The sequence below is a fragment of the Streptomyces mobaraensis NBRC 13819 = DSM 40847 genome, from assembly GCF_017916255.1.
Lineage (GTDB): Bacteria > Actinomycetota > Actinomycetes > Streptomycetales > Streptomycetaceae > Streptomyces > Streptomyces mobaraensis.
The window spans coordinates 6652759-6665302 of the sequence record NZ_CP072827.1; the positions used below are offsets into that span (position 1 = coordinate 6652759).

The window sequence follows — 12544 nt, forward strand, 5'->3', positions numbered from 1 at the left end:
GCGCGCCAAGGGGCGGCCCACGGGAGGGGTCTCCCGTGCCGCCCGTTGTCGGCCGTTCGCCCGTCGCCCGGCTCGTCGATCCGCTTCGTCGCTCCGTACAGCGGCTGTACGGCCGTGGGGAAGGATACTCGGACCGCGTCGGACGCGGTCGTCCCGCCGGTCCGGAAGGGCGGCGGCCGCCGGCTACCGCCGCCTCCCGGCCGGAGCGGTCCCGAGGACCGCGCGCAACAGGCGGGCGCCCCACGTGCCATGAGGCGGCGGGCCCACCGGGACGGTCGGCGGGACCCGGTCCGCCCGCAGCCGCCCGCCCAGGTCCCGCAGCACGTCCGGCGGGCACCCGGCGCGCAGCCGGGGGAACAGCCGCTGCTCCTCCTCCAGGACGTGCAGGCTCACCTGTTCGACGAGGGACACCAGCGAACGGGTGAACAGCGGGTCCTCCGGGCCCCGGTCCGCCACCTCCCGGAGGATGCCGCCGATCCGCCCGTGGTCCGCGCGTTCCCGCTCCACCCACGCGGCACCGTCGGCCACGTACCGGCGCACCGCCGGGTGGAGGTGCCGCTCCTCGGCCTCCGCGTGCCGCGTGAGCCGCGCGGTGACGTCGTCGGCGAGGCGCTTGCGCTCCGGACCGCCGGGCGGCGCCGCCCGGATGCCGTCGAACAGCGCGTCGATCGCCCGGTGCTCGGCGGTCAGTTCACCGATGAGGTCGGCTCGTTCCGGCACCTTGCTCCCTCCAGAGGGCGGATGGTCCGCCGTATTCCTTCCCGGCCGCCGGTCCGCCCGATCGGACGGCGCGCCCCAAGGCCCCACTTGGGCCAGCGCACCGGGCCCGGCAGGCCGGCGTGCGGCATACGGAGGGCCCTGTCCCGTCCGGCCGTGTCGCCCGCCGCGTTCGGCCGGCCGGCCGTCCATGCTCCGGGTACCCGGGCGGACGGAGCGAGGAGCGGCGCGTGCTGGTGCGGAAGCGGAAGGCGAGGATCGAGGCGCGGGCGCGCGAGGCGGCCGTCATGGGATACACGGCGCTCGACCGCCGGGCCCCCGTCTCGGAGGCGGGACGGCAGCTGCTGCGCAAGGCGTTCCCCGACCACTGGTCCTTCCTCCTCGGCGAACTCGCGCTGTACTCCTTCGTCGTCCTGGTGCTCACGGGCAGCTATCTGACACTGTTCTTCAGCCCGAGCATGACCGAGGGCGTGTACGACGGCTCGTACGGCCCGCTGCGCGGCCTCCGGGTGTCCGACGCCTACGCGTCGACGCTGCACATCAGCTTCGACGTGCGCGGCGGCCTGCTGATCCGTCAGACGCACCACTGGGCCGCCCTCGTCTTCGTCGCCGCGCTCGGGGTCCACCTGCTGCGCGTCTTCTTCACCGGCGCCTTCCGCCGCCCCCGGGAGCTCAACTGGGCCGTCGGCGTCACCCTGTTCCTGCTGGCCCTGCTGGAGGGGTTCTGCGGGTACTCGCTGCCGGACGACCTGCTGTCGGGCACCGGGATGCGGACCGCGTACACGATCGTGACGTCGATCCCCGTCGCCGGCACCTACCTCGGCTTCCTCCTGTGGGGCGGCTCCTACCCCGGGCACTCGATCGTCCACCGGCTGTACGCCGTGCACGTCTACTTCGTGCCGCTCGCCCTGTTGGCGCTGGTCGGGCTGCACCTGGTGATGGTGGTGTACCTCAAGCACACCCAGTGGTCCGGGCGGGGGAGGACCAACCGGAACGTCGTCGGGCAGCCGATGGTGCCGCAGTTCGCCACCAAGTCCGCCGGGCTGTGCCTGATGGTGTCCGGGGTGCTCGTGGTGCTCGGCGGTGTCGCCCAGATCAACCCGGTGTGGGACTTCGGCCCCTACCGCACGGACCAGGTGTCGACCGACGCCCAGCCGGACTGGTACGTCGGCTTCCTGGAGGGCGCGCTACGGCTGATGCCGCCGTGGGAGAACACCGTGGCCGGGCACACCCTCATGTGGAACGTCCTGGTCCCGGCGGTGCTGCTGCCCGCCCTGCTGTTCCTGCTGCTCTACCTGTACCCCTTCTTCGAGCGCTGGATCACCGGTGACCTGATGGAGCACCACGTCTGCGACCGGCCCCGGGACCGTCCGGTGCGGACCGCCCTGGGCGTGGCCGCCCTCGTCTGCTACGCGGTGCTGCTGGCCGCGGGCGGCAACGACGTGACCGCGTCCGTCTTCCGGGTCTCGGTGGAGACCCTGACCTGGATCTTCCGGGTGGCGCTGGTCGCCGGCCCGGTGCTCGCCTTCATGGTGGCCAAACGGGCCTGCCTCGCGCTGCAGGCCCACGACCGGCGGCTGCTGGAGGAGGGCGAGGAGTCCGGCGTCGTCGGCCAGAGCGCGTCCGGCGGCCTCGCCGAGCGGCACCGCCCGCTCGACGCCGCGCACCGCTACCGGCTGCTCGTCCGGGACGTCCCCCCGCCGCTCGCCCACCCGGGGGAGGCAGCGCCCCGGCGGGAGCGGCTGCGGGCGGCGCTGAGCGCCTGGTTCTCCCGCGACCGGGTCGACATGCCGGCGACGGACGAGCAGCGCCTGCAGGTCACCGGGCGGACCGCGGGACCCCTGCCCCCGGCGGAGGAGTGAACGGGCGCCGGGCGACCGCCGTTCACACGTCCACGTCGGTGAACTGGAAGACCATGCCGAACACACCCGCCAGCATGACCCCGCAGCCGATCAGGAACAGCCACAGCCCGAAGACGATCCCCACGCCCATCAGCGCCATGCCCACGGCGGTGACCGGCGGGTAGGCGCTGTGCGGCGGGAAGAAGTCGACGGTGCCGGCGCGCTCCCGCACCTCCGCGTCGGGCACGTCCTCCGGACGGCGGCCCTTGCGCCGGTAGTTCATCGCGCAGAAGAACGCGATGACGCTCGACATCACCAGGGAGACGGTCAGCGCGGCGACGCCCGCGGGCTCCCGCGCCCACCACGTGTACAGGGCGTCGGCGAGGAGGAAGAACACCGCGACACCGGCGAAGAGGATCGCCTCGGACTTCATGGGCGCTGCTCTCCCAGCGGGTCGGGGGTGGGTTCCACGGCCGCGCCCGCCCCGCGGCGGACCTCGCGCGCCTCCGGGTGGTGCAGGTCGAAGGCGGGCGAGTCGGAGCGGATGCGGGGGAGCGCGTCGAAGTTGTGGCGCGGCGGCGGACAGGAGGTCGCCCACTCCAGGGACCGCCCGTACCCCCACGGGTCGTCGGTCTCCACCTTCCGCCCGTACCGTGCCGTCTTCCAGACGTTGTAGAGGAACGGCAGCGTCGACCCGCCCAGCAGGAACGCGCCGACGGACGAGACGGTGTTGAGCGTGGTGAAGCCGTCGGCGGCCAGGTAGTCCGCGTAGCGGCGCGGCATGCCCGCCTCGCCCAGCCAGTGCTGCACCAGGAAGGTGAGCTGGAAGCCGACGAACAGGCTCCAGAAGTGCACCTTCCCCAGCCGCTCGTCCAGCATCCGGCCCGTCATCTTGGGCCACCAGAAGTAGAAGCCGCCGAACATGGCGAAGACGATCGTCCCGAACAGGACGTAGTGCAGATGGGCGACGACGAAGTACGAGTCGGTGAGGTGGAAGTCGAGCGGCGGCGAGGCGACCATGACCCCGCTCAGCCCGCCCAGCAGGAAGGTGACGAGGAAGCCGACCGCCCACACCATCGGCGTCTCGAACGAGATGCTGCCGCGCCACATCGTGCCGATCCAGTTGAAGAACTTGATGCCCGTCGGCACCGCGATCAGGAACGACATCAACGAGAAGAACGGCAGCAGGACCGCGCCCGTGGCGAACATGTGGTGGGCCCACACGACGGCCGAGAGCATGGTGATGGAGATCGTCGCGCCGACCATCCCGACGTACCCGAAGACCGGCTTCCGGCTGAACACCGGGATGATCTCGGTCACCACGCCGAAGAACGGCAGGGCGACGATGTAGACCTCCGGATGCCCGAAGAACCAGAACAGGTGCTGCCACAGCAGCGACCCGCCGGTGGCCGGGTCGTAGACGCGCGCCCCGAACTTCCGGTCCGCCTCCAGGGCGAGCAGCGCCGCCGTCAGCACCGGGAACGCCAGCAGCACCAGGATGGAGGTGAAGAGGACGTTCCAGGTGAAGATCGGCATGCGGAACATCGTCAGTCCCGGGGCCCGGAGGCAGACGATCGTGGCGATGAAGTTGACGGCCCCCAGGGTCGTGCTCACGCCCGAGAGCACCAGCCCCATGGCCCACAGGTCGCCGCCCGCCCCGGGGGAGTGGACCGCACGGCTCAGCGGCGTGTACGCGAACCAGCCGAACGACGCCGCGCCGCCCGGCACCACCAGCCCGGACACCACGATGAGCCCGCCGAACAGGAACAGCCAGTACGTCAGGGCGTTGAGCCGGGGGAACGCCACGTCCGGGGCGCCGATCTGCAACGGCATGATCGCGTTGGCGAAACCCGTGAACGTCGGCGTCGCGAAGAGCAGCATCATCACGGTGCCGTGGATCGTGAACAGCTGGTTGTACTGCGCGTTGCTGACGATCTGCAGCCCCGGGCGCGCCAGCTCCGCGCGCATCAGCATGGCCAGTACCCCGCCGACCAGGAAGAAGCCGAACGAGGTGACCAGGTACATGTTGCCGATCGTCTTGTGGTCGGTGGTGGTCACGTAGTCCCTCAGGCGCCGTCCCGTCCGGACGCGGGGGTTCTCGGAGACCGGCACCGGCCGGCGGAACCGCTGATCGTCCACGTGCGTCATGTGGCCTCCGGGGCACGGGGGAAGTACGCGAGCCGGGCGGAAACCGGCGCCTGCGGTGTAGCCGGGGCGAACGCGTCCGAAACCTCGGCGGCGGCATCCGGAGCCGTCCGCGGCCGGTGCACCCCGTCGGTCCGCCCCGCGCGCCCGTGGACTCCCCGCCGGTCCGCCCCGGGCGCCCGACGGCCCCGTCGGTTTGCTCCACCCGCCCGGCGGTTAGGCAATCACCGGCGCTCCGTGCGCCGCCGCACGGCCTGGCGGGCCGCCGCGGTCCCACGGGCGGGGGAGTACGACGGCCGAGGGTGACGATGACCGGTACCACACCAGAGAACACCCCCGACGGGGGGAACCTCGCGCCCCAGCCGCTGCGCCAGTACGCGCTGCTGGCGGATGGCGAACGCGGCGTCATCGTGGGCCCCCGCGGCGAGTACGCCTGGATGTGCGCCCCCCGCTGGGACTCGGACGCGGTCTTCTCCACCCTCGTCGGCGGCACCGGCGTCTACCTGGTCACCCCCGTGGGGCGGTGCGTGTGGGGCGGCTACTACGAGGAGGGGACCCTCATCTGGCGCAGCCGCTGGGTCACCGACGCCGGCATCGTCGAGTGCCGCGAGGCCCTCGCCTTCCCGGGCGACCCGCACCACGCCGTCCTCCTCCGGCGGATCATGCCCTGCCGGCACCCCGCCCGGATGTCCGTCGCCCTCGAACCGTGCGCGGCCTTCGGCCGGTACCCGCTGCGGGGCTTCACCCGCCGGGCCCCCGGGGTGTGGGCGGGACACGCCGGCGACCTCGCGGTGCGCTGGTCCGGCCGGTTCCCCGATTCGCGGCCGGCCGACGGCGGGGGACGGCGGCTGGTCACCGAGCTGACGGTGGAGGCGGGGGAGTGCCTCGACCTCGTCCTGGAGATCGGCGACCGGCGGTTGCCCGACCGGCCGCCCGACCCCGACGCCCTGTGGCGGGCCACCGAGGACGCCTGGCACGCGGCCGTCCCGCCGCTCGACGGCGTGGTCGCCCGGACCGACGCCCGCCGCGCGTACACCGTCCTGCGCGGGCTGACCGGCTCGTCCGGCGGCATGGTGGCCTCGGCCACCACCAGCCTCCCCGAACGCGCCGAGGAGGGCCGCAACTACGACTACCGGTACGTGTGGATCCGCGACCAGTGCTACGCGGGACAGGCCGTCGCCGCTGCCGGGGACACGGCGCTGCTGGACGACGCCGTCCGGTTCGTCACCGCCCGCCTGCACGAGGACGGCCCCCGGATGGCCCCCGCCTACACCATGGACGGGCGCGTCATCCCCGACGAACGCGAACTCGACCTCCCCGGCTACCCCGGCGGGTTCGACCGTGTCGGCAACAAGGTCAGCGGGCAGTTCCAGCTCGACGCGTTCGGCGAGGCCCTGCTCCTGCTCGGCACCGCCGCCCGGCTCGACCGGCTGGATGCCGACGGTTGGCGGGCCGCCGGGATCGCCGCCGACACGATCGCCCGCCGGGGCGACGAACCCGACGCGGGTGTGTGGGAGTTGCGCCCGCGACGCTGGGCGCACAGCCGGCTGGCGTGCGCGGCGGGCCTGCGCCGGGCCGCCGGCGCCGCCCCCGGTGGGCGGGCGGCCGAGTGGAGCGCCCTCGCCGACCGCCTGGTGGCGGACACCGCCGCCCACTGCCTCCACCCGTCCGGCCGCTGGCAGCGCTCACCCGAGGACCCCGGCCTGGACGGCGCCCTGCTGCTGCCCCCGCTGCGCGGCGCCGTCCCCGCCGACGACCCCCGCACCCGCGCCACGCTCCGCGCCTACGTCGCCGAACTCACCGAGGACCACTACGCCTACCGCTTCCGCCACGGCGACCAACCGCTGGAGGAGGCCGAAGGGGCTTTCCTCCTCTGCGGCTTCGTCACCGCCCTGGCCGAACACCAGCAGGGCCGCGAGGTGTCCGCCTTCCGCTGGTTCGAACGCAACCGCGCCGCCTGCGGCCCCGCCGGCCTCTACGCGGAGGAGTACGACGTCGCCCAGCACCAACTGCGGGGAACCTCCCGCAGGCGTTCGTCCACGCCTTGATGCTGGAGTGCGCGGCGCGACTGGCGGGGCCTTGGGCGGACGGATGAGTCGCCGCCCGGCTGGTGACGGACCATCAGATGTGCCGCGGTTGCGGTTCACGTTGTCTCTCACGTTGGTACCTAGGGAAGGCGATCCGGTCGGCCGGTGACGGACGGCGCATCATGCGGCTGTACCTACCCGCCGCGTTGTTCTTGACGCTTTCACCGGTCTCGGGGTGGTCACTTGCGCTCTGCGGCGTCACTGCTGCCACAAGCCGGTCGGCAGGGTGACGAGGATCACGTCCGTGAGGCCGTGATTTGGCAGCAAAGGGCGTACACGGCGCCGGGCGTTGAGGCGGTATGCAGGGGAAATGGGTATGCGGCGGGTGGAAGGCGGCTCTGAAGTATGCGAAAGCAATTTGCGATTTTTTGCATGTGCACGTGCATCGCTGGAGGTTCGACAAAGAGGGCTCCACCCCAAAGAGTGCTCTCCTATCGGAAACCCTTCTCGTTGTGGCCATTCTCGGTCACGAGATTGCCGCAGTAGTCGATCAAAGTGCAGGGGATTCGATCGCGACGACAAAACGTTGGGCAAAGCGCAGTGAGGGGCTTGACGGATAGTGAGGAATCGCGTCTCGCTTAGGAGGTTTCGCGCGAAATGGATCTTCGGTGCCGAGGTGGCGCCGGGCGTTAACGGTGGCCCGCTAAGCTGGCTTCAAGGCAGCGTCAGAGCCTGCCAACTGAAAGAGGCGGTCGCGGGATTGGGGCCCGCAACCGCCTCGCATGAGCCAATACGCACTGTTAGGGAGCACATTGCTCATGATCGAAAGTCGACAACGCGAAGAAGCGCCCCCGACCTCAGGCTTAAGTATGCCCTCATCTGGGGCGGAAGGAACGCGCCCAGAGGGGACTGGAGTCAAGGCACTCCTGAGAGTGGTGTACTGCCTGATCATCGTCGTGCGGTCCTGCGCGGCCGGTGAGGTCTCATTCGAGAGCCTGCTTCAAGTGCTGGGCAGCGCTCAACTGTTGACTCGGGAGCTTGTGGTGGCCTTGCGCAGGCGGCGCCGCCACTGAGTGGGCGCGGTGGGCGGCGGCCATGTGTCGTCGCCCTCCGTCACCCGTTCTGCTGATGGCATCCACCCACGTCCTCGCCCACCCCTCGATCGGGGTCTGTCCCACACCGCCGAGCCGCCCTACGATGGGCGGCTTCTTGTCGTGGCCGGACCGCAACCGAAGGGGGCAGCGTGGTCCGCAGAGAGAAGGAACAGGATCCCGACATCGACCCAAACGTACCGAGCGTGGCGCGCATGTACGACTGGTTATTAGGAGGGATCGAGAACTACCAATCGGATCGCACAGCCTGCTCCGAACTGCTCAAGATTGCGCCAAGTTCGCGCGAAATCGCCCTTCATAACCGGGCTTTCCTCCGCAGAGTCGTCGGCATCCTGGTACGCGACTACGGAGTGGAGCAGTTCCTCGACCACGGCTCGGGGCTCCCCACCCAGGACAACGTGCACCAGGTGGCCCAGCGGATCGACCCCGACTGCCGCGTCGTCTACGTCGACAACGACCCGATCGTCCTGGCCCACGGCCGCACCACGCTGGACGAGAACCGCAACACGGCGGTCGTCTCCGCCGACATGCGGGACACGGACGAGATCTTCGGCCATCAGGCCGTCCGCGACCTTCTCGAACCGGGCCGCCGCACAGCGGCGTTGTTCGTCTCCGTGCTGCACTGCCTGCCCGACACCGGTGATGCAGAGGACCCCCGCGAAGTCGTCCGCCGCACCGCGGAACGCCTGAGGGAACTCGGGCCCGGCAACCTCATGGTGATCTGCCAGCTCGTCAGCGACGATCCCGCCATCCGTCGCCAGGTCACCGAGCTGATGGCGCGCAGTACGGGCGGCAAGTGGGGCCGGGTGCGGGAGAAGGAGGAAGTCCGCGCCTACTTCGACGGCCTCGACGTCCTGGATCCCGGGCTGGTCGACGTCATCGACTGGCGGGCCGACCCCACGGCGCCACTGCCGGCCAAACGCCCGGAGGAGTGGGTCGAATGGGGCGGAGTGGCGCGCCTCCCCGGCTGACGGCGCTCAGCTGAACCCGGCGATCGCCTTCTTGAGGAGGAGTTCGCTCTCCCTCCGGTCGGCGGCGCAGCTGCTCAGCCGGTTCAGGACGTGCCGGTACTGGTCGATCTCCCTCGGGCGGGTCAGGTACTGGGCGCTGTTGAGGTGCTCCAGGTAGACCAGCTCGGGGGGGCCACCGTCGTCGAAGTACAGGTGAGTGACCGACGACAAGGGGACGGCGTCGGCACCCTTCAAGAACGGGATCACCCTGATGTTGATGCCGCCCTGCCGACCGATGTCGATCAGGTACTGGAGCTGTTCCCGCATCACTTCCGGGCTCCCCACGAGCCGGCGCAGAACCGCTTCCTCCAACAGCGCGACCACCCTGGGGCGGCCTGCCCTGAACGCCGCCCGGCGGCCCTGGCGCAATCGGACCCGGCGGTCGATGGCGTCCGCGCTCGCTCCGTGCAGAGCGGCACTGATCAGCACCCGGGTGTAGGCCGGTGTCTGGAGAAGGCCGGGGACGACGTGGGTCTCGTACGTGTAGATCTTCTCCGCCTGGCCCTCCAGGCTGATGAGCCGGCGCAGGAAGGCCGGGGTGACATCCGTGTACTGCTGCCACCATTCCTCGCTGCGCGTCTGCTGCAGCAACTCCTCGATCATGCGCAGCCGTTCCGCTGGAACTCGGTAGAAGTGGACGAGGTCCCAGATGTCCCGCTCCTTCGGCGGGCTCTCGCCGCGTTCCAGGCGGCTGACCTTGGAGATCGACCCCCGGATGACAGGGGCGACGTCCTTCAGGCCCAGTCCGCGCTCCTGGCGCATCCTGCGGAGTTCGTCGCCCAGGAGACGGGTGGAGCCCGACTGCTTCTGGTCACTTCGCCGACCGGCGACGGAAGCAGCTTGCTCCGGCTGAGGCTTGGGAACGGCAGACATCCACTCTCCCCTGCGCGACCGACACATGCCGGTCCCAGCATGGAGGGTGGATGCCTGCCGTTCTACCTCTGGCCTACGGTTCCGGCCTCAGTCGACCAGGCCGTCGAACTCGCAGCGCTTGGCGCCCCGGAGGAAGGCGACCATCTCCTCCCTGGTGTAGACGAGGGCCGCCCCGTCGGGGAAGCGGGAGTTGCGCACCGCCACCTCCCCGCCGGGCAGCTGCGCCAGCTCCACGCAGTTGCCCTCGCCGATGCTGTCGCTGCTCTTGACCCACTCCACGTCCGCGAAGGCGCTCGCCGGCATGCCGTTGCTGAAGATCATGTGAATGACCTCTCCCTTGCGCTTCTGACCTGCGGGTTTGCTTCTGACGAGATCACCGTTTCCCATATGCAATTGCATGGGAAGGGGTGATGAGAATGCTAGGGAGTGCGGGACGCTCCGTGGTGTCCCCCGAAAGTGTGTGGTTGAAAAACGCGTGACAAGTGCTGTGCCGCCGTTGCCCTGGGAGGTCGCGTGGGGCCACCGGGCAGCGGGTTCTCAGCGTCACCGGCAGACAGCACAGCACACCTTTTCGAGTGGATCGGGCAGGGGAGTTCTTTGCCGCCCGCGTCCCACGGCAATGACTGAGATGCGCCCGTCTCCGCCGCCGTGAAAGGAACCCCGCCGTGTCCGTGCCGTCCACGATCGACCACAAGACCCGCGGCTACAGCCTGGCCCAGGCCTACTGCCTCGCCCAGGCGTCCGATCTCGCCTACAAGGACAAGGGCGCCATCGAGAAGCAGGCCCGCGACTGGGGCTTCGACACCGTACGGCACCACGAGACGCGCTTCACGCCACCGTTCCCACTGGAGGACACCCAGGCGTACACGATGGCCGGCGACGACATGGTCATCGTCGCCTTCCGGGGCACCGAACCCGCGAAGATCAAAGACTGGCTCTCCGACGCCACCACCCCGCCCCGGCCTGGCCCGGCGAGGACCGGCTACGTCCACTACGGCTTCGCTGAGGCCCTGGAGTCCATCTACCCGGAGATCAAGGACACCCTCCAGGAAGTGCGGACCGACGGCCAGACCCTCTGGTTCACCGGCCACAGCCTCGGCGGCGCGCTCGCCATGCTCGCCGGCGCCCGGATGTACCTGGAGGACCCCAAGCTCCTGGCCGACGGCGTCTACACCTACGGCCAGCCCCGCACCTGCGACAGAATCCTCGCGATGGCCTGCAACAAAGGCTTCAAGCAACGCCTCTACCGCTTCGTCAACAACAACGACATCGTGCCGCAGCTGCCACCCGAGCCGGCGTACACCCATGTCGAGACCCTGCGGTACATCGACGTCGACGGTCGGATCCGCGAGTCCATGTCGTTCTTCGGCGGCCTCGCCGACAAGGCGAAGGGCCTGACCGCGGACGCCTTCGCCCCGGCGAGCGACGGCATCCGCGACCACTCGATCCACAGGTACCTCGCCGCACTGGAGCAGAACCTGCGCTGACGTCCGACGATCACTGCTTCCCGGCGATCGCTGACCCCAGGCGACCGCTGCCTCAGGCGACCAAGGACATCCGTCCCGGCGAACCAAGGGTGGGACACACGGGGAGCCGCCCCCGGGCCCGGCCAGGCTGGGAGGGCGGCAGTTCCCCCACAGGCCGGGACGAAGGACCACGAGCACACTCAGCCGCCGGGGCGGCAGCCCGGCACCACGGGACCGACCCGGGGCGGTGTACAGCTCTTCAGGCGGCGGTCAGGAGAACGCCCGCACACCGAGCCCCGTGGGCCTGGAAGACCGGGGCGCCGACGCTCTGCGCGCACAGGGGCGGGGAGTCGCGGGAAGGGAGGACTTCCCCTACCGCTCGCCCGGAGGGCCGCTCGGCTCGTCGGTGTCGTCGGGCGGCGCGGCGTCGGGTCGCGGATCGGGGCACCTGGGGACGCCGTGGGACGGACCGCCGGCGGACGGCTCACCACGGAACCGGCCGTCGGGGCATGATCCGTCCGGGGAGGAGAGGGCCTGCTGCCCTTCGGCGCGGGTCGCCTGCCGGCAGATGCACCGCGCGTCGACGGAGGCCGGCGGTGTCTCGCCGCGTGGGACGGCCGGGGGCGAGGGTTCGTCCGTTGCGGGGGCCGGCCGGGGTGACGGAGCCGCGGGCCGGAGGAGTGGCGCTTCGGTGAGCGACAGTCCGTCGTGGGCGTCGGCCGCGGGCGGTCGGCCCGACGTCGACGGCATGGTCGTCGTCGATGGCCGGCCGGTCGGGGGCCCGGGCGCTGCGAGCGACGCGTACGGTCTGGGCACGGGCGAGGACGGAATGGGCTGTGGGCCGGGTTGCGGAGCGACGGGTGCCGGGACCGGGGGCGCCGGCGGAACGTAGGTGGCGCTGAAGGACGCGCATCCGCTCGTCACCATCAGCACAATCGCCACCAGGACGGGCTGTAGCGCGGACGACACTGGGCCACTTCGCACACTGACTCCTTCGCTGCGGACCGTCGGCACGGTGTGTGGGTGAGGGCAGAGGCTGTGCCGAGCGGACGAGATTCCGTGCGGCGCCTCGCACACCCCGGCCCCACTCACCGGAGGCCCGGAAGGCGCTGCCGGACCTGATGGCGCGCGCCCTCGTCAGGGTCGGGCGCTGAGGACCGAGATGAAGATCTTCAGTCCGGTGAACAGCGTCACGATCGACCGCCACACTGCCAGGATCGTGTGCGCCGTGGCGACGGGGGCGGTGGCGATGAGGAACAGAAGGATGATCACGACCAGCCAGAAGAAGAGACCGCGCGGACGCGACAGCAAGAACCCTCTCCTCGGATGACGGTGGTGCCGGGCGGACGCGGT

General features: G+C 70.8%; 10 protein-coding genes. 4 read left to right on the plus strand and 6 right to left on the minus strand.

The window, feature by feature from the left end:
- Positions 1 to 183: 183 nt before the first annotated feature.
- A complete protein-coding gene (locus tag J7W19_RS28630; RefSeq protein WP_004940805.1) occupies positions 184 to 720 on the minus strand; it encodes a hemerythrin domain-containing protein in 537 nt (178 codons plus the stop codon).
- Positions 721 to 947: 227 nt separating this feature from the next.
- On the opposite strand from J7W19_RS28630, the gene qcrB reads away from it, so the two are divergent.
- The gene (gene qcrB / locus J7W19_RS28635; RefSeq protein WP_004940806.1) at positions 948 to 2579 is read left to right on the plus strand and encodes a cytochrome bc1 complex cytochrome b subunit; all 1632 of its coding nucleotides are present in this window, start codon (positions 948 to 950) and stop codon (positions 2577 to 2579) included.
- A gap of 22 nt (positions 2580 to 2601) precedes the next feature.
- Here qcrB and ctaF read toward each other — a convergent pair whose 3' ends face one another.
- On the minus strand, positions 2602 to 2991 hold the full coding sequence (ctaF, locus tag J7W19_RS28640; RefSeq protein WP_004940808.1) for an aa3-type cytochrome oxidase subunit IV: 390 nt from the start codon (positions 2989 to 2991) through the stop codon (positions 2602 to 2604).
- Entirely contained in the window at positions 2988 to 4706 is a 1719-nt protein-coding gene (ctaD, locus tag J7W19_RS28645) for an aa3-type cytochrome oxidase subunit I (RefSeq protein WP_004940810.1), read from the minus strand. Before ctaD ends, ctaF begins: the two co-directional genes overlap by 4 nt.
- A 305-nt stretch (positions 4707 to 5011) precedes the next feature.
- Here ctaD and J7W19_RS28650 point away from each other — a divergent pair, with 305 nt between their 5' ends.
- Both J7W19_RS28650 and J7W19_RS28655 read left to right on the plus strand, forming a co-directional pair.
- A complete protein-coding gene (locus tag J7W19_RS28650; protein ID WP_004940812.1) occupies positions 5012 to 6751 on the plus strand; it encodes a glycoside hydrolase family 15 protein in 1740 nt (579 codons plus the stop codon).
- 1222 nt (positions 6752 to 7973) lie between these two features.
- On the plus strand, positions 7974 to 8813 hold the full coding sequence (locus J7W19_RS28655) for an SAM-dependent methyltransferase (protein ID WP_040888291.1): 840 nt from the start codon (positions 7974 to 7976) through the stop codon (positions 8811 to 8813).
- Positions 8814 to 8819: 6 nt separating this feature from the next.
- Here J7W19_RS28655 and J7W19_RS28660 read toward each other — a convergent pair whose 3' ends face one another.
- Both J7W19_RS28660 and J7W19_RS28665 read right to left on the minus strand, forming a co-directional pair.
- On the minus strand, positions 8820 to 9725 hold the full coding sequence (locus J7W19_RS28660; protein WP_004940816.1) for a helix-turn-helix domain-containing protein: 906 nt from the start codon (positions 9723 to 9725) through the stop codon (positions 8820 to 8822).
- Between the two features lie 87 nt (positions 9726 to 9812).
- Positions 9813 to 10046, minus strand: coding sequence for a DUF397 domain-containing protein (locus J7W19_RS28665; protein WP_004940817.1), 234 nt, complete (start codon positions 10044 to 10046; stop codon positions 9813 to 9815).
- A gap of 344 nt (positions 10047 to 10390) precedes the next feature.
- On the opposite strand from J7W19_RS28665, the gene J7W19_RS28670 reads away from it, so the two are divergent.
- Positions 10391 to 11212: a lipase family protein gene (locus tag J7W19_RS28670; RefSeq protein WP_004940820.1), complete on the plus strand. Its 822-nt coding sequence runs from the start codon at positions 10391 to 10393 to the stop codon at positions 11210 to 11212.
- A gap of 1116 nt (positions 11213 to 12328) precedes the next feature.
- Here J7W19_RS28670 and J7W19_RS28675 read toward each other — a convergent pair.
- Positions 12329 to 12502 carry a hypothetical protein gene (locus J7W19_RS28675; protein ID WP_154080462.1) on the minus strand — a complete coding sequence of 58 codons (174 nt, stop codon included), beginning with the start codon at positions 12500 to 12502 and terminating at the stop codon, positions 12329 to 12331.
- Positions 12503 to 12544: the final 42 nt, after the last annotated feature.

Coding starts and splice junctions, on each gene's coding strand:
- J7W19_RS28665 (WP_004940817.1), bottom strand. CDS start 10,046: ATGATCTTCAGCAACGGCATGCCGGCGAGCGCCTTCGCGGACGTGGAG.
- ctaF (WP_004940808.1), bottom strand. CDS start 2,991: ATGAAGTCCGAGGCGATCCTCTTCGCCGGTGTCGCGGTGTTCTTCCTC.
- J7W19_RS28660 (WP_004940816.1), bottom strand. CDS start 9,725: ATGTCTGCCGTTCCCAAGCCTCAGCCGGAGCAAGCTGCTTCCGTCGCC.
- ctaD (WP_004940810.1), bottom strand. CDS start 4,706: ATGACGCACGTGGACGATCAGCGGTTCCGCCGGCCGGTGCCGGTCTCC.
- J7W19_RS28650 (WP_004940812.1), top strand. CDS start 5,012: ATGACCGGTACCACACCAGAGAACACCCCCGACGGGGGGAACCTCGCG.